Annotated in this window: 19 protein-coding genes; 1 reads left to right on the top strand and 18 read right to left on the bottom strand. The window is 56.9% G+C overall.

Annotation, left to right across the window (positions count from 1 at the left end; genetic code table 11):
* Position 1: 1 nt before the first annotated feature.
* The 15 genes from cysC to ltnD form a co-directional block, all read right to left on the bottom strand.
* Positions 2–607, bottom strand: coding sequence for an adenylyl-sulfate kinase (gene cysC, locus ACN0XM_RS06940; RefSeq protein WP_417566199.1), 606 nt, complete (start codon positions 605–607; stop codon positions 2–4).
* Positions 608–622: 15 nt separating this feature from the next.
* Positions 623–2,035 carry a sulfate adenylyltransferase subunit CysN gene (cysN, locus tag ACN0XM_RS06945; RefSeq protein WP_417566200.1) on the bottom strand — a complete coding sequence of 471 codons (1,413 nt, stop codon included), beginning with the start codon at positions 2,033–2,035 and terminating at the stop codon, positions 623–625.
* A complete protein-coding gene (gene cysD, locus ACN0XM_RS06950; RefSeq protein WP_417566201.1) occupies positions 2,035–2,949 on the bottom strand; it encodes a sulfate adenylyltransferase subunit CysD in 915 nt (304 codons plus the stop codon). The genes cysN and cysD overlap by 1 nt, the downstream gene beginning before the upstream one ends.
* 57 nt (positions 2,950–3,006) lie before the next feature.
* Positions 3,007–3,969, bottom strand: coding sequence for a DHH family phosphoesterase (locus ACN0XM_RS06955; RefSeq protein ID WP_417566202.1), 963 nt, complete (start codon positions 3,967–3,969; stop codon positions 3,007–3,009).
* Positions 3,970–4,009: 40 nt separating this feature from the next.
* Complete coding sequence (gene tviB, locus ACN0XM_RS06960) at positions 4,010–5,272, bottom strand: Vi polysaccharide biosynthesis UDP-N-acetylglucosamine C-6 dehydrogenase TviB (protein ID WP_417566203.1); 1,263 nt, start codon at positions 5,270–5,272, stop codon at positions 4,010–4,012.
* Between the two features lie 90 nt (positions 5,273–5,362).
* On the bottom strand, positions 5,363–6,235 hold the full coding sequence (locus ACN0XM_RS06965; protein WP_417566204.1) for an NAD(P)-dependent oxidoreductase: 873 nt from the start codon (positions 6,233–6,235) through the stop codon (positions 5,363–5,365).
* Between the two features lie 29 nt (positions 6,236–6,264).
* Positions 6,265–7,713 carry an aldehyde dehydrogenase family protein gene (locus tag ACN0XM_RS06970; protein ID WP_417566205.1) on the bottom strand — a complete coding sequence of 483 codons (1,449 nt, stop codon included), beginning with the start codon at positions 7,711–7,713 and terminating at the stop codon, positions 6,265–6,267.
* 22 nt (positions 7,714–7,735) lie between these two features.
* Positions 7,736–9,010, bottom strand: a complete 1,275-nt coding sequence (locus ACN0XM_RS06975) for a TRAP transporter large permease (protein WP_417566206.1) — start codon at positions 9,008–9,010, stop codon at positions 7,736–7,738.
* A complete protein-coding gene (locus ACN0XM_RS06980; RefSeq protein ID WP_417566207.1) occupies positions 9,007–9,519 on the bottom strand; it encodes a TRAP transporter small permease in 513 nt (170 codons plus the stop codon). Before ACN0XM_RS06980 ends, ACN0XM_RS06975 begins: the two co-directional genes overlap by 4 nt.
* A gap of 69 nt (positions 9,520–9,588) precedes the next feature.
* Positions 9,589–10,590, bottom strand: coding sequence for a TRAP transporter substrate-binding protein (locus ACN0XM_RS06985; RefSeq protein ID WP_417566208.1), 1,002 nt, complete (start codon positions 10,588–10,590; stop codon positions 9,589–9,591).
* A 62-nt stretch (positions 10,591–10,652) separates the two neighbouring features.
* Positions 10,653–11,615: a D-erythronate dehydrogenase gene (gene denD / locus ACN0XM_RS06990; RefSeq protein WP_417566209.1), complete on the bottom strand. Its 963-nt coding sequence runs from the start codon at positions 11,613–11,615 to the stop codon at positions 10,653–10,655.
* 5 nt (positions 11,616–11,620) lie between these two features.
* Positions 11,621–12,436, bottom strand: coding sequence for a 2-oxo-tetronate isomerase (gene otnI / locus ACN0XM_RS06995; RefSeq protein ID WP_417566210.1), 816 nt, complete (start codon positions 12,434–12,436; stop codon positions 11,621–11,623).
* 20 nt (positions 12,437–12,456) lie between these two features.
* Positions 12,457–13,104, bottom strand: coding sequence for a 3-oxo-tetronate 4-phosphate decarboxylase (gene otnC, locus ACN0XM_RS07000; protein WP_417566211.1), 648 nt, complete (start codon positions 13,102–13,104; stop codon positions 12,457–12,459).
* The gene (otnK, locus tag ACN0XM_RS07005; RefSeq protein WP_417566212.1) at positions 13,101–14,381 is read right to left on the bottom strand and encodes a 3-oxo-tetronate kinase; all 1,281 of its coding nucleotides are present in this window, start codon (positions 14,379–14,381) and stop codon (positions 13,101–13,103) included. The genes otnC and otnK overlap by 4 nt, the downstream gene beginning before the upstream one ends.
* A gap of 2 nt (positions 14,382–14,383) precedes the next feature.
* On the bottom strand, positions 14,384–15,319 hold the full coding sequence (gene ltnD / locus ACN0XM_RS07010; RefSeq protein WP_417566213.1) for an L-threonate dehydrogenase: 936 nt from the start codon (positions 15,317–15,319) through the stop codon (positions 14,384–14,386).
* A 120-nt stretch (positions 15,320–15,439) separates the two neighbouring features.
* Here ltnD and ACN0XM_RS07015 point away from each other — a divergent pair, with 120 nt between their 5' ends.
* Positions 15,440–16,480, top strand: coding sequence for a LacI family DNA-binding transcriptional regulator (locus tag ACN0XM_RS07015; protein WP_417566214.1), 1,041 nt, complete (start codon positions 15,440–15,442; stop codon positions 16,478–16,480).
* A 23-nt stretch (positions 16,481–16,503) separates the two neighbouring features.
* Here ACN0XM_RS07015 and ACN0XM_RS07020 read toward each other — a convergent pair whose 3' ends face one another.
* The 3 genes from ACN0XM_RS07020 to pseH form a co-directional block, all read right to left on the bottom strand.
* The gene (locus ACN0XM_RS07020) at positions 16,504–17,910 is read right to left on the bottom strand and encodes an MBL fold metallo-hydrolase (protein ID WP_417566215.1); all 1,407 of its coding nucleotides are present in this window, start codon (positions 17,908–17,910) and stop codon (positions 16,504–16,506) included.
* 69 nt (positions 17,911–17,979) lie between these two features.
* On the bottom strand, positions 17,980–19,032 hold the full coding sequence (pseI, locus tag ACN0XM_RS07025; RefSeq protein WP_417566216.1) for a pseudaminic acid synthase: 1,053 nt from the start codon (positions 19,030–19,032) through the stop codon (positions 17,980–17,982).
* 2 nt (positions 19,033–19,034) lie between these two features.
* Positions 19,035–19,532: a UDP-4-amino-4,6-dideoxy-N-acetyl-beta-L-altrosamine N-acetyltransferase gene (gene pseH, locus ACN0XM_RS07030; protein ID WP_417566217.1), complete on the bottom strand. Its 498-nt coding sequence runs from the start codon at positions 19,530–19,532 to the stop codon at positions 19,035–19,037.
* Positions 19,533–19,546 lie beyond the last annotated feature (14 nt).

Raw genomic sequence — 19,546 nt, forward strand, 5'->3', positions numbered from 1 at the left:
TTCAATCCTTATGGGCGATCATTTCCCGCTCAAGCAAATAAGCAACCAGAGACTCAACACACTCTTCCACCGTGTGGCGGGAAGTATCCAGCCGAATCTCGGGGTGTGCCGGCACTTCGTAGGGTGAGTCGATCCCGGTGAAGTGCGTAATCTCGCCTGAACGAGCCTTCTGATAAAGCCCCTTCGGATCACGCTCTTCACAGGTAGCCAGCGGGGTATCCATATACACTTCAATGAACTCGCCCGCCGGGAACAACTTACGAACCAGGCGCCGGTCACTGGTAAACGGCGAAATGAACGCACTCATCACGATCAGGCCAGCATCGGCAAACAGCTTGCACACCTCGCCGACGCGGCGGATATTCTCTTCCCGGTCGTCGTCCGAAAACCCCAGATCCTTGCACAAGCCGTGGCGAACGTTGTCACCATCCAGCAGGAACGTGTGGTAGCCGCGCTTGTGCAAAGCCACATCCAGTGCATTGGCAATTGTCGACTTGCCGGAACCGCTCAGGCCGGTGAACCAAAGCAGGCAGGGTTTCTGGTTTTTGTTAACGGAACGCTCGGCACGGGTGATCTTGTGATCGTGCCAGACAATATTATCAGCCAAAGTATTTCTCCCTTTTTAAACCGGCTTACAACCCCACTCCGGGTAATTCTCCCGAATAAACCGATTCAGGTTGCGCTCCGCCTCGGTGTATTCCCGTTCAGTCTCGGCGTTGCCGCCATCCAGCGCCCGCTGCACCATCCCCGCCGCCACAGTCACATTGGTCAGTTTATCAATCAGGATAAAACTGCCCGTGCCCGGGTGGCGCTGATAATCCTCCACCACCACCGGCTCCGAAAGCTCCACATCACAGAGCCCAATGGCGTTCAGCTCAAGGCCTCCCTCGGTCTCTGGATAGCGCTCCAGTGTGTTTACATCAATCTCTTCAAGCACTTGGTTCACGTAACAATTGGTCACCCGGGTCCCGATCTTGATGCCATATTCACGGCCGGGCTTAAGCGCCGTTTCATTCATCCAGACAATATGGGCCGCAAAACGGTTGCCCAGCGGCGGGCGGCTGTTGGCATGCACCAGAAGATCCCCGCGGGAAATATCCACTTCGTCTTCCAGGGTCAAGGTGATGGCATCCCCCGGCCAGGCGCGCTCAATCTCGCCCTCGGAATTATGGACCCCTTTCACACGGGAGGTTTTGCCGGAAGGCAGCACCGCCACCTCATCGCCCTTGTGCACCACACCGCTGGCGAGGGTGCCGCAATAGCCCCGGAAATCCAGGTTCGGGCGATTGACATACTGCACCGGGAAGCGCAGGTCGGTCACGTTCACGTCGTCCAGAACCTCCACCTGCTCCAGAATGTTCATCAACGTCTCGCCGTGGTACCAGGGCGTCTGCTCGCTGCGGTTGACCACGTTATCGCCGTTCAGAGCAGAAATCGGTACGTAGTACACATCTTCCAGGCCAAGCTGGGTGGCCAACTTCTGGTATTGCGCACGAATGTCGTTGAACACCTCCTCAGAGAAGCCCACGAGGTCCATCTTGTTGATGGCCACCACAATGTGCTTCAAGCCCAAGAGGCTGACAATGAAACTGTGCCGGCGGGACTGGGTGAGCACGCCCTTACGGGCGTCAATCATCACCACCGCCAGATCACAGGTGGAGGCACCCGTGGCCATATTCCGCGTGTACTGCTCATGGCCCGGGCAATCGGCGATGATGAACTTGCGCTTGTCAGTGGAGAAATAGCGGTAGGCCACATCAATGGTAATGCCCTGCTCCCGTTCAGAGGCCAGGCCATCCACCAGCAAGGCGAGGTCCAGCGACTCGCCGGCATTGCCCTGGCGCGCGCTGTCTTTGTGCAAAGCCGCCAGGTGGTCTTCAAAAATCAGTTTGGAATCAAACAACAGGCGACCAATCAGCGTGGATTTGCCGTCATCAACACTGCCACAGGTCAGAAAGCGCAGCAGGTCCTTGTTTTCGTGCTGGTCCAGGTACGCGAGGATATCGGATTCAATCAATTCAGAGGCATGTGACATTAGAAATACCCTTCGCGTTTTTTCTGTTCCATAGAAGCAGCCGAATCATGATCAATCACCCGCCCCTGTCTTTCGGACGTCTTCGTCAACAGCATCTCCTGAATAATCTCTGGCAGCGTCGCCGCTTCCGACTCCACGGCACCGGTCAACGGATAACAGCCCAGGGTACGGAAACGCACCATCTTCATCTCCGGCGTCTCGCCTGGCTCCAGCGGCATGCGATCATCATCCACCATGATCAGGGTGCCATCGCGCTCCACCACCGGGCGCTCCGCGGCGTAATACAGCGGCACAATGTCGATGTTTTCCAAGTAGATGTACTGCCAGATATCCAGCTCCGTCCAGTTGGAAAGCGGAAACACCCGAATACTCTCGCCCTTGTTCACTTTGCCGTTGTAGAGATTCCACAACTCCGGGCGCTGGTTTTTCGGATCCCAACGGTGGAACCTGTCCCGGAATGAATACACCCGCTCCTTGGCCCGGGACTTCTCTTCATCCCGCCGGGCACCACCAAACGCAGCATCAAAGCCGTACTGGTCCAGCGCTTGCTTCAACGCCTGGGTTTTCATCACATCGGTGTGCTTGGCACTGCCATGGGTAAACGGCCCGATGCCCTGGGCCACGCCTTCCTGATTGGTGTGCACAATCAGCTTCAGGCCCAGCCGCTGTGTCAGTTCATCCCGGAACGTGATCATCTCCCGGAATTTCCAGGTGGTATCCACATGCATCAGCGGAAACGGCGGCTTGCCCGGCGCGAAGGCCTTCATAGCCAGGTGCAGCATGACCGCGGAATCCTTGCCGATGGAATACAGCATCACCGGGTTATCAAACTCGGCGGCCACTTCGCGGATGATGTGGATGGACTCGGCCTCAAGTTGTTTGAGGTGGGTTTTCTTTGGAGGGGTTAAGGTCATTGTTATTTCCAGTCCTTCTTTTGGATTACGCCTTTGGCTAATCCGACGGCCGCGCCATCAAGCCCAAAACGCTGCGACAACTTTCAAAAATTGATCCAGCTGACCCTCCGGAAGCGCATTTATCCCCGCAGCCGCCTTCCGCCCACCACCAGTCGGGAACTGGCGCGCCACTTCATCGGCACCACTTCGATTATTCAGCGGCGCGCGAATACTAACCAGGTAGATGTTACCGGCACTCCTCGTGACGATCGCACACGCCTTATCCGGGTTTCGGTTGGCAAGCTCATTACCCAACACGCCACTCACCCGGCGTGCCCAGGCTTCATCCGGCAGCTTCACCACCAGTGAGGTGGCAGTTTCGGAAAGAACAGGAGCCGCCAGTCCCCGGGACATATCCGCCTCGTAGCCATCTCGCAATTGCTGCCACGCTGCGGGAGCGGAATCGATCAGCTCAAGAGGGTCTTTAAACTTTACGCACTCCCGGTACACATCCGCAGGGTGAAAGTGCAGGTCCTCAACCGAAGCGCCATACCCATTGTAGTTGATGCAAACGCCGAGCGTTTTCAGTGCTTCAGTCTGGTCGGCTGACAGGCCGGCTTGATCAGCCAGTTCCTCGCCTACAGCATTGAGGTTATCGCCAAAGGCAGCAGCAATCGCCCAGTTGTGGAACCGCCCGCCAAGGTGTCTGTCCATCAGCAAGCTGGTGCAGGTGGTCGGCTGAGTATCGATCAAAGCAGTGAAATTGGGGCTATCGGGCAGCTCATCACCCGGAAAGTGGTGATCCACATAAAAAACCGAGCAGCCCGCGGCAAGCAGTGTATCCACTGCGCCCCGATTCTTGTCGAGACTGACATCAAGGATATTTACCCGGGCCGGCTCGCCCGCTGGCACCTGTTGCGCCAGGGCAATGTCCCGTTTTACGCCAGTGATGAGTGTTGTTTCCGCAGGTTCAGCCAGGCGGAGCTGGATCAGGGCACAAATACCATCGGCATCGCCATTGAATACATCGTATATCGGCATACATTCTCTTCAATAAGATACTGTTGTAGTACTACTGCGCTCACAACCTCAGATCAGCTTCACCCAATGGCAAAACACCCTTCAGGTCAAACAAAACACCATCGTCTTTCAAATAAGCCCGGAGCTCCTTTGACGATTTCGCCGCATATTCCCGATGCGGCACTGCAAGAAAAAGCGCATCGTAGTCACCGGCGCTGGGGGCATCCACCAAAGAAATGCCGTATTCATGCTCGGCTTCCTCATTATCCGCCCAACAGTCCGTGACCTCCACAACACAACCAAAATCTTCCAGTTCACGGATAACATCAACCACTCGGGTATTTCGCAAATCCGGACAATTCTCTTTAAAGGTCAGGCCCATCACCAGTACTTTTGAAGAAGCCACGGTATGCCCGGTTTTGATCATTGCCTTAACAAGCTCTGCCGCTGCATACGGGCCCATATTGTCATTTACCCGACGGCCGGCAAGGATAATTTCCGGGTGATAGCCAATGGCCTGGGCTTTATGGGTCAGATAATACGGGTCCACACCAATGCAGTGCCCGCCCACCAGGCCCGGCTTGAACGGCAGAAAGTTCCACTTGGTGCCCGCTGCCGCGAGTACTTCGTGGGTATCAATCTTCAGCCGCGCGAAGATCATCGAAAGTTCATTCATCAGCGCAATATTCAGGTCGCGCTGGGTATTCTCGATAACCTTTGCCGCCTCGGCCACTTTAATCGAACTGGCCCTGTGGGTACCGGCGGTAATAATACTCGCATAGAGTGCATCCACTTCATTGGCAATCTCCGGAGTGGAGCCGGAGGTGACTTTCATAATGCAGGTTACCCGGTGCTCTTTATCGCCCGGGTTAATACGTTCTGGGCTGTAACCGGCAAAGAAATCCTGATTAAACGCCAAACCGGAAACTTTCTCCAGAACCGGCACACAGACCTCTTCGGTCGCGCCGGGGTATACCGTGGATTCATAAATCACGATATCGCCCTTTTTCAAAACCTTACCAACGGTTTCACTGGCCTTTACAAGCGGCGTTAAATCCGGCGTTTTGAACTCATCAATCGGGGTAGGTACCGTCACAATATAAATCTGGCAATCACGAATGCCGTCCAGATTATCCGTAAACGACAACCCCGGTGAGGCGGCTAACTCTTCCCGGGATACCTCGCGGGTATAATCAACCCCGTCTTTAAGATCAGCAATGCGCTTGCTGTTGATATCAAAACCGACGATTTCCCGTTTTTCACCAAACGCGGCCGCCAGCGGAAGCCCCACATACCCAAGACCGATAACTGCAATTTTCTTCATTTGAAATCCTTTCCCTAGAAGTAAACCCGGCGAGGTGTCGCCTTACTCTGCTGGAATAATTATGTCTGTACCGAGCAAGGATTGAAAACATTAATGCTTTTGGAGGAGTCTAATCAATTCCGGAACGGTGGCGTCCTGTTCACCGATAGAACCATAGAGCTCGCCAACGCTATCCGCAATGGTTCTGGCGCTTTTGAGATCTTCAAGCATGGCCCGATAGTAACCGACATCCTTATTGGCATTGGCAATGCTGAACTGAAAACCTGACGGGTCATTCCGCTCGATATAGGGCCGCAACCTCTCCAGAACCACACCACCGCCCCCGCCATTGCCCAGAACGGAAAGAAGCGATTCGTCGTCAATGCCTGCCTTGCGAGACGCCGCAACCGCCTCGGAAAGAACCGCCGAAAAACCCAGCGACACAAAATTATGCACAAGTTTCAGAGTGTGCCCTGCTCCCACACCACCGGCATGGGTAATGGTTTCCGCGAAACTCTGAAGCAAAGGCAAGGTTTCCGAGAACAGGGCATCAGGCGCCCCAACAATCAAATTGAGTCGCCCTTCTTCCGCCTCCTTGGGGGTTCTGGTCATGGCTGCGTCCATGAACTGTCCGCCAGCATCGTTCACCCGTTTGGCAACCTCTGCGGTCGAGCGTGGCAACGCTGTGGAACAATCAATCACTATCGTTTCCGGACGCAGCCCCTCCAACACACCCCCAGACTCAAAGAGCACGGCATTAACCTGAGGAGAGCCGGTCACGCACAGGATAACAACGTCGGAATGCCGGGCCACCTCACAAGCGCTTTTCCGGGGCGTGGCTCCCGCAGACACCAGATCCTCAACAGGTTGATTACCAGGATGCTCAAGAAAACTCAGGGGGTAACCTGCTCGCTGGATATTACGTGCGATACCATGGCCCATCAGGCCAACACCAACAAGCCCAACTTTATCCATATGCGACATCTGCCCTCCCCCAAACAGCTAATTGATGGTTAGCCATGCCGAACAGCAACCGTTTTAATACGAGTAAAGCTGCGCAACCCCTCAAAACCTTTCTCACGACCATGGCCCGAACGCCCTACCCCGCCAAAAGGCAGCTCTATGCCACCACCGGCACCGTAATTGTTGATGAACACCTGGCCACATTGAAGCTGCCTGGCCAGGCGCCATTGGCGCCCGCCGTCCGTCGTCCAGACTCCCGCGCATAACCCAAAATCCGTTTCGTTGGCTAACGCGAGGGCCTCATCCTCAGATCGGAAACGCTGTACAACCAGCACAGGTCCGAACAACTCCTCCCTTAACAGTTCATGGCCCTCCGGGACATCAACCAGAACCTGAGGCACTACAAAATTGCCTCCCTTTGGTGCCGTGTCTGCCAACCGGCCTTTCGACAGAACCTTTACACCGCTGGAAATCGCCGCCTCAAGCCGCGATTCCAGCACAGATTTCTGTCGGGCATTGATCAAAGGCCCGCAATCCACGTCGGCCTCGCCGGCGTCGCAGCGCAGTGCGGAAAAGCGCTCAGCAAGGCGATCAAGAAATTCCTCCGCCACCTCATTGTCTATGAGCAGCCGGCTACCGGCCGAGCAGGTTTGGCCTGCGTTCTGAACAATGCCTCTCACAACTGTCTCAAGTGCCGCATCGATATCTGCATCGGCAAACACGATCTGTGGCGATTTACCACCCAGCTCGAGCGTCACGGGCACATGGTGCCTGGCCGCCGCCTGAGTCACCAGGGTGCCAGTCTCCGGCGAACCGGTGAACGACAGGTGATCAATCCGTGGATGGGCCGCCAATGCCGCGCCGGCCTCGCGCCCGAGGCCCGGAACCACATTGAGTACTCCGGCAGGAAGACCGCACTCCACCGCCAGTTCAGCCAGGCGCAACACGCTCAGGCAGGCATCTTCGGCCGGTTTGACCACCACCGTGTTACCCGCTGCCAGCGATGCCGCAACGCAACGCCCGAAAATCTGTGCAGGATAATTCCAGGGAATAATCTGCGCACACACCCCGAAAGGCTCCCGAAACGTCATGACTGAAAAGCCACTTTCGAACGGAATTGTCTCTCCATGGAGTTTATCGGCGGCACCGGCATAGAAACGGAAGTAGCGGGCACAGGCCTTTATGTCGCCGCGAGCCTGCGACATCGGTTTGCCAGTATCAGCACACTCCAGGGCCGACAGCTGCTCCTCGTTTCTTTCAATTTCCTGAGCAAAGTCCAGAAGCCACTGGCCACGTGAACGCGCCGTCCAAGTCAACCAGCCAGACAGTGCGCGAGAAGCCGCGCCAACCGCGGCGTCAACTTCACCAGCGCCACACCTGGCAATCTGGCTGATTGGTTCTCCGTAGGAGGGCGCCTCAACCGTGAGCGTTGAGCGGGTGGTGACCCATTCACCACCAATCAGTGCTTTTTCTGTTGGCATGTCGGGTAACGAAAGCATATCCGGCCTCCATGGTTCGCGATCAGTAGAGAAGGTCCACCAGCCCCATAGAGATCCAGGGCATATAGGTGATGGCCAGCAGGCACGCTAATACAACGAGCACAAACCGCATCAACCAGGGTAGTAGCTGATCAATAGAGAGTTTCGCCACAGCACACGCTGCAAACAGATTCACACCGAGCGGTGGTGTGAACATCCCAAGCGCCAGATTCACAACAACGATCAGGCCAAAATGAACCGGGTCAATACCGTACTGGATTGCGATCGGGGTAAATATTGGCGCCAGCACCAGAATTGCTGCAGACGTCTCAATAAACATACCGACGATCAACAGCATCACGTTTACTGCCAGCAAAAAGGCAATGGGACTCTCGAAGATTTTCGTTACCCATGCCGCAACTTCACCGGGCAGCCCGGAACGGCTGATCAGGAAGCTGAATAGGGCCGCCGCCGCAATGATCAACATCACAGCCGCCGTTGAGATCACACTTTCCCGGAAAATCGGGAACAGTTCAGCCATCGGCAGTTCCCGATAAACCAGTCCTCCGACGATCAGGGCATAGACGACCGCCACTGCAGAAGCCTCAGTGGGTGTAAACACACCACCGTAAATACCGCCAATAACAACGACTGGCATCAGCAAAGCCGCCCAGGCGCGCTTGAAGGCAGTCATGAAGTCGTGACGATCCTCTCTGTCTCGCAATCCATACCCACGTTTCTTGCAGAACAGGAAAAGGAACAGCAGTAACGCGCCACCAATCAGAAGCCCCGGGCCGATACCGGCAATGAAAAGCTTTCCAATGGATGTATCCGTGCTCACGCCATAGAGAATCAGAGGAATGGAGGGCGGGATCAGAACACCCAGCTCAGCCGATGAAGCCTGGATCGACGCAGCCAGTGGACGCGGATAGTCATGCTTGACCATTGCGGGAATAAGAATTGAGCCAATTGCAAAGGTTGTTGCCACGCTTGACCCAGACACCGCTGCAAACATCATGCAGGTCAGAACGCAGGTCATGGCAAGACCACCCTGAACGCCACCCACCATGGATTTGGCAAGATCCACCAGCCTTCGGGAGATACCGCCCGCCGACATCAGATTGCCCGCCAGAATGAAAAACGGAATCGCCATCAACGGAAAACTGTCGATGCCGACAAACATTTGCTGGGGAACCAGCAACAGCGGCAGAGGGGAAAAGAACTCAATGCCGATGATGGACGCCAGGACTATGGATATGGCAATAGGAACGCCCAGACTGAAAAGAATGATCAGTGACAGGCCAATGGCAGCATTCATACCGGCTCCCCCTCGTGGACAGGGCCAATAGACTCCTGGCCCCTGATTTGGGCAACCAGTCGAGTCACAACGGCGATCAGAGCAAAACCCGCACCCACGGGCATCGCGGCGTAAGCCCAGGCAATGGAAATTCCAAGCCCTGAGAGCATCTGTGATTGCACCCGGATTGTCATTGCCGTACCGAAGTAGATCAGTACCAACAGAACCAGAGCGCAGCAACTCGCAATAAAGAGCTCAGCCCATACCAGTTTCCGCCCTGGCACCAATTTATAGATCACCTCTACGGACATCATGAATCCACCCCGGAAACCCGGAGCGGCACCGAGAAAGACACACCAGATCATCGTGGACCGGGAAATCACCTCAGACCAGGTAGACGGCGCATCAAAAACAAATCGTGTGAGTACCTGATAGAAACCAAGGGTCACAGAAATCACCAGCATCACGACGGCACCGAGAAGGGCCAATCGAGTTGTCTGGCGTTCAATGCTAAAAAGAAGTTGCAGCATCGTGGCCACCATTAGAAAGCAATCCCGGCACCGTCAAAGTGACAGGTACCGGGGAATTGGATTGGTGGTTTAGCAGCCGCTGGCGCGAATGCGGTCCAGCATCTTGCTTCCATACTGATCTGTGTAGATCTTGTAGGCGGGTTTGACCGCCTCCTGGAAGGGTGCCTTGTTAATATCGGTCTTGACCGTCATTCCCTTTTCACGCAACAGCTTTACACCGTCACGCTCCAGGCGGGAGACTTCTTCACGGGTCGCTTCGGCGGATGCCTTGGCGGCCTGCTCGAACCAACCCCGCTCCTCTTCTGTAAGACTGTCAAGGAGCACCGGGGAGCCAAGCACCGCTGCGGGTGAATAGACGTGTCCGGTCAAAGAAAGGTGATCCTGAACTTCCCAGAACTTCGTGGCGACGATCACGGTGATGGGATTTTCCTGGCCATCAACGGTGCCCTGCTGCAGTGCTGTAAACACTTCCGGGAACGCCATTGGGGTTGGATGAACGCCCATCTGCTCGAAGGCTTCCATATGTACCTTGTTTTCCATGGTACGCACCTTCAGCCCCTCGGCATCGGCTGGGCTGGTCACAGGGCGAACGCTGTTGGTCATGTGGCGAAACCCGTTTTCTGACCATGCCAGCCCCACCAGATTATGGTCAGACATCTTGGTCAACAGATCCTGGCCGATCTCGCCATCAAGAACGCAACGGGCCTCTTCGTAACTCTTGAAAAGAAATGGCAGGTCAAGCACATAACTCTCCGGTACGAAATTACCCAAGGGACCTGTCGACGTAATCACGACATCAACGGTGCCAATCTGCAGGCCCTCGATCATGGCCCGTTCCCCGCCCAGGGAGCCGGAAGGGTGCTCGGCGACTTCAAACTCCCCGTCACTAAGGCGCTCCAGAGTTTCCTCAAAGGCATCGGCACCAACGGAATAGTGGGAACTGTCAGACAGCGTATGGCCAAGGTTAACGGTTCTTGCTGCCTGTGCATTCACTGCTGTCACGGCAAGCAAAGCTGAAGTGGCACCGGCGATGGCGGTGGTCAGACTACGGCGTGCGAACGTTGCTTTCATTGTTGTTACCTCATTTTGCATTGTCACGCTTTGGGTAAATTCCGGGGTGCGTAAGCCCGGAATCAGGCATTCTCGTCCATAAAAGCCCTTACGATTTCGCGAAAGTCCTTATCGCTTCTAAACCCGAGCTTGCTCGCCCGGAGGTTACTGAATCTCGATGGCCAGCTACCGACAATCGCCTCAATCTTCGGATCCGGCTGGAACTTAACGCGGGCAAGCGCAGACTCACCGCCCACCTCACGCAATGTCTCCAACATGTCCGAAACGCTGACGGTAATACCCGGCAACATGAAAGCCCGGAAAGCGCCGAGTGCCTCACCCGGAACTTCGGCACCGTGCACAAGGGCATCAACCACCGTTGCCGGTGACATAATGAACAGTTCGAGATCGGGCGAAACCGGGCAGATGGCATCCTCACCCTTGAGGGGTTCCCGCAGGATACTTGAGGCAAAACTTGAGGCAGCCGCATTCGGACGGCCCGGGCGGATCACAATGGTGGGCAGGCGCAGCACCAGCCCATCCACAATGCCACGGCGACTGTAGTCATTGATCAGCAGCTCGCTCATGGCCTTCTGGGCACCGTAGGAATTCTGTGGATGCAATGCCGTCATGTCGTCCAGGGTGTGAGGTAAATCTCCGCCGTAGGCGGCCACGGAACTTGCCATGATCAGCCGGGTACGGCTGAGGCCATGCTTCCGGCAACCTTCGAGTAAATCGCGGGTTGCATCGAAATTGACTCTCATCCCCAGATCCAGATCGCCTTCCGCAGCGCTGCTGACAACCGCTGCGAGGTGGTAAATCACATCCGGCTGCTCGGCAAGAACATCATCCAGCGCACCAGGCTGGCTGATATCCAGAGCGATCGTTTTAGTGGCCAGCTCACCGGTCTCCGGCTGGGGTGGCTCAGTCTGATCAATCAGAGTCAGACGGCTCAGCGAGTTACCGGCGAGTTGCCCGGCGCTGACGAGATGATCAACTAACCGCTGCCCGAGAAAGCCCGCGGCTCCAGTAATGACAATATGCATAACCTTTACTGCCCTCTTGTTGTTGTGTCGGTGCTCAGCCCGTAGGCCTTCCCCCATCCCAGACCGGCACGGGTGTTACCGGCCGGTCGATACTCGCAGCCAACCCAGCCGGTGTAACCCAGCGAATCCAGTCTCGCGAGCACCTCCGGGTAGCAGACTTCCCCTACATCCGGTTCGTGGCGTTCCGGCACGCCGGCGATCTGCACATGGCCGATGGCGTGGAACTGGCGTTCCATTTGGCGAATCAGGTCGCCGTCCATGATCTGGCAGTGGTAAACATCAAACTGCAGCTTCAGGTTGTCGGCGCCAACCGCCTCTATCACCCTGATGGCGTCTGCTTGCCTGGACAGGAAATACCCCGGCATATCCCGTTGATTGATCGGCTCAATCAGAAGATCCCGACCCGCTTTCGCGGCCTCACCGGCGGCAAAGCGAAGATTTTTCAGGTAGGTGTGGTGATGGGCCTCGACCGTCTCCCGGTCGGCGCCCTCCGGAAGCAGACCCGCCATCGCATGGATACGGGGGCAATCCAGCACCTCGGCATAACGCAGGGCCTCGGCCACGGATGCCTGGAACTCCGCCTCCCTTCCGGGCAGGCTGGCAAGGCCCCGTTCACCAGCGTCCCAGTCACCGGGCGGCAGGTTAAACAACACCTGTTCCAGTGCGGCCTCGCGCAGGCAACGCGCCAGATCCTCCGGGCGATAGGCGTAGGGAAACAGATACTCAACGCCCCGGAAACCCGCCTCTGCGGCAGCACCGAACCGGTCCGGAAAATCGTATTCCTGGAACAGCATGCTCAAATTTGCGGCCAGCCTGATCATTACAACACCCTCCTGAAGATTCAGTCCCTGGGGAACCGCTGTTCCAGTGCCGCAACCTGTTCAGGTGTCAGCGCTCGTGGGTTTTCCCCGCGAAGAAGCAGAAACAGCTTCGCTGTCTCTTCCAGCTCCTCCGTGGCATACACTGCCGCTTCCAGGTTCTTTCCAGCCACCACCGGCCCATGGTTGGCGAGCAGCACGGCACTGTGCTCTCCGGCCAGGCCGCGAACCGCATCGCCAAGTTCAGGATCCCCGGGCATGTGGTAAGGCACCAGAGGCAGCCGACCCACCCGCATCACGTAATAAGCTGTTAATGGAGGAATGCAGTCGCAGGGGTTGATGTCGGGCAGGCAGGACACCGCCACCGAATGCGTCGAATGCAAGTGCACAATGGCACCCGACTGTGGCCGCTCCTCGTACATGGCCGTGTGCAGAAACTGCTCCTTTGTCGGCTTATCGCCCTCCAGCAACCGCCCCGAGCGGTCAAGCCGGGAAATTCGCTGAGGATCAAGCCGCCCAAGGCAGGCGTTGGTGGGGGTCATCAGCCAGCCGCCATCGTCCAGCCGAACGCTGATATTGCCGCTCGAACCCATGGTCAGCCCGCGATCAAACAGTGACTGGCCGAGCGTCGCAATCTGCTCTCGCAGTCGATTCACCTCACTGGCATTCATGGCAACACCTCAAACGCACGTGTAAAGAAATCCGGCCCGCCAAAATTGCCCGATTTCAAAGCCAGAGACAGCGGGCCTACCCCGCCGACATCCGCGGTTTGGGTCCAGGGCACCCCCGGATCAATCTGGTCGCCGATCCGCAATGTGCGAATATCAAGCGCAGAGACAACCGCGCCAGAGGTCTCGCCACCGGCCACCACCAGGCGACCAACCCCTTCCTTAACCAAGGTAACGGCGAGGTGGCCAAGCGCAGATTCAACAAGCTCGCCGGCACGCTCCGCCCCCAAGGTCGCCTGAGCCTGCCGCACCTGATCCGGGTCCGAGGAGGCGTACACCAGAACCGGTGATCCCTCTTTCAGTCTTTCCCGGGCGAAGGCCAGAGCCGCCTCCAGGTGATCACCACGCTCCGCAAGCTTTAAAGGATCAAGAGCAAAGCCTTCACCCTTGCTCAGAAAATCCGCTACTTGCCCCAACGTTGCCCTCGAACAACTGCCGGATAACACCAGCGCACCGCCAACACCAGGCTCCAGGCGCCCGGCTTCGGACACATCCGCCAACCAGCCGCGCGAACGGTACTCCGCGGGCAACGCCTGGCCCAGGCCGGAGCCTCCGGTCACCAACGACTTATCAGCAACCGCTCCGGCCAAGGTTGCCAAATCCGATTCATCCAGGGTGTCACAAATCACATGCCGCACCCCTTCGGATTCCAGCGCCTTCAGTCTTTCGCCGGCGGCTCCGGGCCCTTGCCTCAGTACCGGCCATGGCAGCAGGCCCACGTTGCCCGTTGTTTGCCGGGCCAGCACACGCACCAGATCGGCATCCTTCATTGGATTGAGCGGGTGGTCCTGCATACCGCTATCATTCAACAGCCTGTCACCCACAAACAGGTGCCCCTGATACACCGTGCGCCCATTCACCGGAAACGCCGGCACCATCACCGTTTGGCTGGCCTTCAGGGCATCCAGAAGAGCATCGCTGACCGGGCCAATATTGCCGCGATCCGTGGAATCAAACGTGGAGCAGTACTTGAAGAAAATCTGCCGGGCACCGAGGCCCTGAAGCCAGGCCAGAGCCGCCAGCGACTCACTGACCGCCTGTTCGGCGGGGCATGAGCGTGATTTAAGCGCCACTACAACGGCATCAACGTCGCTCAGATCGGGTTTGCCCTCAGGCACGCCAATTACCTGTACACAGCGCATACCACTGCGAACCAGATTGTTCGCCAGATCGGTTGCCCCGGTGAAATCATCGGCGATTGCGCCCAACACAATACTCATGCTCACTCCTCACCACTGTCGTTGGCGGCATCCGGCAACCTTATGCCGGCAAGCCGTTCGTAGACCTTGATCACCGCTGAATCGTCTTCCTTCCCGAACCCGGCCGCCTTCGCTGCGGTAAACTGCTGAAGCGCACTGGCGGCCACGGGGGTTGGCATGGCCAGCTCCCGCCCGGTGTCGTGAACAATATTGAGATCCTTAACGAAGATATCGACGGCTGAGAGAGGGGTGTAATCGCCCTTGAGAATATGCGGGACGCGGTTCTCGAACATCCAGGAGTTACCGGCCGAGTGAGTAATCACCTCGTAAACAACCTCGGGCGGCAACCCCATACGGATCGCCATAGCCATGGCCTCTGCCGCTGCAGCAATATGAACCCCAGCCAGCAGCTGATTGACCAGCTTCATACTCGACCCGACTCCGGGCGCATCCCCTAACCGATAAACGGTCGCGGCCATGGCATCAAGGACCGGCTCGGCAAGGCCGAAGGCATGCGTGCTTCCCGAGGCCATCACCGAAAGCTGGCCGGCCCTCGCTTTGGCCGCACCGCCACTGATTGGCGCATCCAGCATCTCAATACCAGCCTGGCCGAGCCGTTCAGCAAAATCACGGGCAACCGCAGGTGCCACAGTCGCACACTGAACAACGAGGCTGCCCGGTTTTAACCCCCCAACAAGCCCTGATTCGCCAAAAAGCACCTGCTCTACCTGGGCCGCATTCACTACCACCACCAACACAACATCGCTCGTGGCAGCCAGTTCAGCGGGCTCACTCACAGTGCGACCACCAGCCTGCTCAAAACTGGCCCGGGCCGTGTCGTTGACATCACACCCGGTAACCTCAACCCCACGTTCAAGCAGCGCCGTGGCTGTCCCCATGCCCATGGCGCCCAGCCCTACCACACCCACGCGGGGCTTTGTTCCGGATAAGCTTGTCACTTGCTGGCCTCCTGATTCTTGTTCTGATTATTTTCATGGTAGCGCTACCATGTTAGCGCTACCATCGTTTTAGTTGATAAGATTGCGATCAGCAAGTTAACGTCGCGAGGACTACGACCAATGTCTAACATGGAAGCCCCCTCCCCAGAACCCCGCAAGCGGAGAGGTTCTGACAAACCAACGCTGAAACAGGTGGCGGAGGCGGCCGGGGTTTCCCCCATCACCGTATCCCGGGCCCTGAACACACCAGACCGTGTGAACAAGGAAACACGCCGACTGGTCACCGAAGCCGTAGAGCAACTGGGCTACGTGCCCAACCTGATCGCCGGCAGCCTGGCCTCGGCCAGTTCGCGGTTTATTGCCGTTATCGTTCCGTCGCTCGCCAACGCCGTTTTCATTGAAGTGATCAAGGGGCTTCAGGAAACCTTCGAAGCCAAGGGCTACCAGATACTGCTGGGTAATACCGATTACGATCTACAGAGGGAGCACCAACTGGTACGAACGTTTCTGGGGTGGTCCTGTTCAGGACTGGTGATTGCCGGCTTGCACCACAGCAAAGCCTGCCAGAGCCTTCTGGAGACCTGGAACAAACCGATCGTGGAAATCATGGAATTGGGTGAAGGGCTGGACTTGAACGTGGGGCTGGACCACCGGGAAGCGGGCGCCTGCATGGCCAGGCACCTGTTAGACAGGCACTATCGCTCCATCATCTATGTGGGCGCCTGTATGGACAGGGATTACCGGGCGAACATGCGGTATGAGGGACACAAGGAAATTCTGGAACAAGCCGGACTGGAAGCGCCGATAATCGAGCTGGACAGACTCGGCAGCCTGGAAGCCGGCGCGGCCGCACTCGACATGGTCCTGGAACAACACCCCAGAACCGACGCCATCCACTTCGCCAACGACGACCTCGCCACTGGCGCTTTGCTGCACGCCCAAAGGCTGGGCCTTGGCGTGCCACAAGACATTGCCATCGCAGGATTTAACGGCCTGCCCCTCGGCCAGCAGGTAACGCCACGACTGACAACCATTCAGTCTCCAAGGGAAACCATGGGACGACTGGCAGCCGAGCAGATACTCAGGCGCCTGAACGACGAACCCATAAAGGATAAACAAGTGAACGTGGCATTCCGCATCCTCATTGGTGAAAGCACGTGAGCCGAAAGAAGTGGTTTAACGGCTCAGCCGGGAACTAAAACCCGCGCTTGCGGGAACAAACTCTCAAGCATTCCCCGAAACGCAGCTTTCGCATCGCCATCCCCATGTACCACCCGGATTTCCGAGGGCGTCTCAGGAATGCCCTGAACAAACCGAACCAGATCACTCTGCCCGGCATGGGCCGAATAACCACCCACCTGATGAACCCTCGCCCGAATCTCATAACGCTCATCGTCCAGCTCAACCCAGCCACCCCGGGGGCCATAAGTCAGAATATCCCGCCCCGGCGTACCGGCCGCCTGATAGCCCACAAACAGCACATCATTGCGTTCCTCACCAAGCATGGCCTTCAGATAATTCACCACACGCCCACCCGCGCACATGCCAGAGCCCGCCAGAACCACACAGGGACGATGGGAGCGGGCCAGGTAATCCACCGCGTTCAGATGGTCTTCGTGGGAATTGATCACCGTGAGTTGCTCGAATGAAAGAGGATGACGGCCCTGAGTGACCAGTTCCGTTGCTTCAGCGTCCCAGTAGGGCTTCAGATCCTGGTATATCCGAGTGAACTCCGCGGCCAGCGGCGAATCGACGACGATCTCCAGATCCTGCCAGACAACGCTCGGGCTTACCGGCTTATCCCCGAACTCATGAATCAGGCTCTCAATCTCATAGAGCAGCTCCTGAGTGCGCCCAATACTGAATGCCGGCACCAGCACCGCGCCACCGTCCTCAAGCGCATGCTCCAAAACTGCCTTTAACCGGTAGCGGCGAGTCTGCCGATCCTCATGATCCTTATCACCATAGGTACTCTCAATTACCAGCCGATCTGCCCGCTCCGGAGATTCTGGCGCCGGAAGCAGCGGCGCATGGGGTGCGCCCAAATCACCACTGAACACAATGCGCTCTTCGGAATCCCCAACTCGGGCATCGCATTCCACATAAGCGGATCCCAGAATATGGCCGGCTCTTTGCAACCGGACCGAAAGCGACCGGTCTTCCTCATTAAATACCGAATGCCACTGACCATAAGGCACCGGCACCAGCCGAGAACGAATCAGCCCCAGAACCCTCTCAATCAGCTGCCTGTCCCGGGTAAAGCCAATCTTCAGGGCATCTTCCAGAATCTCCGGCAACATAATCGCCGAAGGCTCTGAACAGATAATCGGCCCTTCAAACCCAGCCGCCAGCAGATATGGAATCCGGCCCACATGATCAATGTGCACATGAGTTACTACCAGTGCCCGGATATGATCGATGGGGAAATCAATGGAGAGATCAGAAGCGGAAGCGCCCCGCCCCTCGTCCTGGCCCTGGAACAGGCCGCAGTCTATCAAGGTGCCACTTTTGCGGGCTCCGGAGCCGAGGGTGAGTTCATGGCAGGAGCCTGTCACGCCGTTGGTGGCGCCATGGTGGGAAATCGAGATCATGCTTAAACGTCCTTGTTGTTGCTGTATCACTTGCCTCTCCGGGCGAGTACTTTGGATTTGGGTTGTGGCCTACCGGAAGTCTGATTCCTTAACCGGAGAATTCCTGCTGATGTCCTGTGTGGCGACCTTGCCGATGATGCTTTTCAGGTGTTTTGGCGCCATCCCATAGCCTGGGCGAACACTTCGTATATCATCCCCGGTTATCACTTCGCCGGCCTTGATGTCATTCACAAAGTACAGAGAACGACGAAACAGGGCATTTCCCTGCTCGCTGGATTTTCGCCCGTAATCTACCTTGCCCAGAGCCTTCCAGGCTGTCTTGCTATCCCGGCAAAGCGCTTTCAGGTCCGCAGGTTCGAGTGAAAAACTGTCATCCGGGCCGCCACCGGATCGGTCAAGGGTAAAGTGCTTCTCAACAATCGAAGCGCCCAGAACAACACTGGCAATTGCCGTAGTATTGTCCAATGTATGGTCAGACAAACCGGTTACCAGTCCAAAACGCTGCTGCATATCCAAAATGGTACGCAGGTTGTAGTCTTCCGCAGGCGCCGGATAGCCACTTACGCAGTGCAGAATGGCCAATTGGGTACAACCCGCTCCCAGTGCTGCATTGATGGCTTCCTGAATCTCATCAGCATCCGCCATCCCCGTGGAAATAATCATCGGTTTGCCGGTCCGCGCCACGTACTCAATCAATGGCAAATCCACGGCTTCAAACGAGGCGATCTTATAGGCTGGCGCGCCCAGGTCCTCGAGCAGGTCAACCGCAGTGGCATCAAACGGGGAACTGAAAATCGTGATCCCCCGCTCCTTCGCACGTTCAAAAAGCGGTTTGTGCCACTCCCAGGGCATGTGGGCCTCTTCATACAATTCATACAGCGTGCGGCCGTCCCACAAGCCGCCCTTGATTTTGAAGTCGTCGTCGTCAGAATCCAGCGTGATGGTATCGGGCCTGTAAGTCTGTAACTTCACCGCGTCCGCGCCGGCTTCAACCGCCTCATCGATGATTTTCAGGGCCGTTTCCAGTTTGCCGTTATGATTCGCCGATAATTCGGCAATGATATAAGGCGGCTGTGATTGCGAAATCTCACGACCATCAATGACAATCTTTGCTTCACTCATAACTACGCCCTTATACCTCTATTTCGGGTTTTCCATTCAGCTGCCAGGAGTCCGAAACAAACCACATCCTGATAATGCTCACCATCATAATGCTGCTCTCGAAGGACGCCCTCCCGGATAAACCCAAGTCGTTCATGGAACCGGATTGATCGTTCATTGAAGCCGAGTGCCTGGCCACAGAGTTTGTGCAGACCCAGCTCTTCAAATGCGTAACTCAAGGTGGCCATACCGAGCGCATGCCCTGTCCCGGGCTCTGAATCCGGGGCCAGATAGAAGCCCCAATCCGCCACCTGAGGACAACGAGTCGACGAGATATTAACAAACCCCATCGGAACGCCAGCCACCTCGTAGATTAACAGCCAGACCCCGGGCGCTCCGCTGTTCCGCTCAAACCAGCTTGCGTGCTCCTTCGGAGTGATGACATGGCTGGTATACATGAAGCGGCGAACCTCCGGATGATTCCGCCACTGCAGAACCCGCGCGAGGTCCCCCGAAGTCATCAGCCTCAACCGGC

The organism is Marinobacter sp., assembly GCF_048269445.1.
Taxonomy (GTDB): Bacteria; Pseudomonadota; Gammaproteobacteria; order Pseudomonadales; family Oleiphilaceae; genus Marinobacter.

Coding starts and splice junctions, on each gene's coding strand:
- ACN0XM_RS07015 (WP_417566214.1), top strand. CDS start 15,440: ATGTCTAACATGGAAGCCCCCTCCCCAGAACCCCGCAAGCGGAGAGGT.
- ACN0XM_RS06985 (WP_417566208.1), bottom strand. CDS start 10,590: ATGAAAGCAACGTTCGCACGCCGTAGTCTGACCACCGCCATCGCCGGT.
- ACN0XM_RS06980 (WP_417566207.1), bottom strand. CDS start 9,519: ATGCTGCAACTTCTTTTTAGCATTGAACGCCAGACAACTCGATTGGCC.
- denD (WP_417566209.1), bottom strand. CDS start 11,615: ATGCATATTGTCATTACTGGAGCCGCGGGCTTTCTCGGGCAGCGGTTA.
- pseI (WP_417566216.1), bottom strand. CDS start 19,032: ATGAGTGAAGCAAAGATTGTCATTGATGGTCGTGAGATTTCGCAATCA.
- ACN0XM_RS06970 (WP_417566205.1), bottom strand. CDS start 7,713: ATGCTTTCGTTACCCGACATGCCAACAGAAAAAGCACTGATTGGTGGT.
- otnK (WP_417566212.1), bottom strand. CDS start 14,381: ATGAGTATTGTGTTGGGCGCAATCGCCGATGATTTCACCGGGGCAACC.
- otnC (WP_417566211.1), bottom strand. CDS start 13,104: ATGAATGCCAGTGAGGTGAATCGACTGCGAGAGCAGATTGCGACGCTC.
- cysD (WP_417566201.1), bottom strand. CDS start 2,949: ATGACCTTAACCCCTCCAAAGAAAACCCACCTCAAACAACTTGAGGCC.
- cysN (WP_417566200.1), bottom strand. CDS start 2,035: ATGTCACATGCCTCTGAATTGATTGAATCCGATATCCTCGCGTACCTG.
- ACN0XM_RS06975 (WP_417566206.1), bottom strand. CDS start 9,010: ATGAATGCTGCCATTGGCCTGTCACTGATCATTCTTTTCAGTCTGGGC.
- pseH (WP_417566217.1), bottom strand. CDS start 19,532: ATGACTTCGGGGGACCTCGCGCGGGTTCTGCAGTGGCGGAATCATCCG.
- tviB (WP_417566203.1), bottom strand. CDS start 5,272: ATGAAGAAAATTGCAGTTATCGGTCTTGGGTATGTGGGGCTTCCGCTG.
- otnI (WP_417566210.1), bottom strand. CDS start 12,436: ATGATCAGGCTGGCCGCAAATTTGAGCATGCTGTTCCAGGAATACGAT.
- ACN0XM_RS06955 (WP_417566202.1), bottom strand. CDS start 3,969: ATGCCGATATACGATGTATTCAATGGCGATGCCGATGGTATTTGTGCC.
- ACN0XM_RS07020 (WP_417566215.1), bottom strand. CDS start 17,910: ATGATCTCGATTTCCCACCATGGCGCCACCAACGGCGTGACAGGCTCC.
- ACN0XM_RS06965 (WP_417566204.1), bottom strand. CDS start 6,235: ATGTCGCATATGGATAAAGTTGGGCTTGTTGGTGTTGGCCTGATGGGC.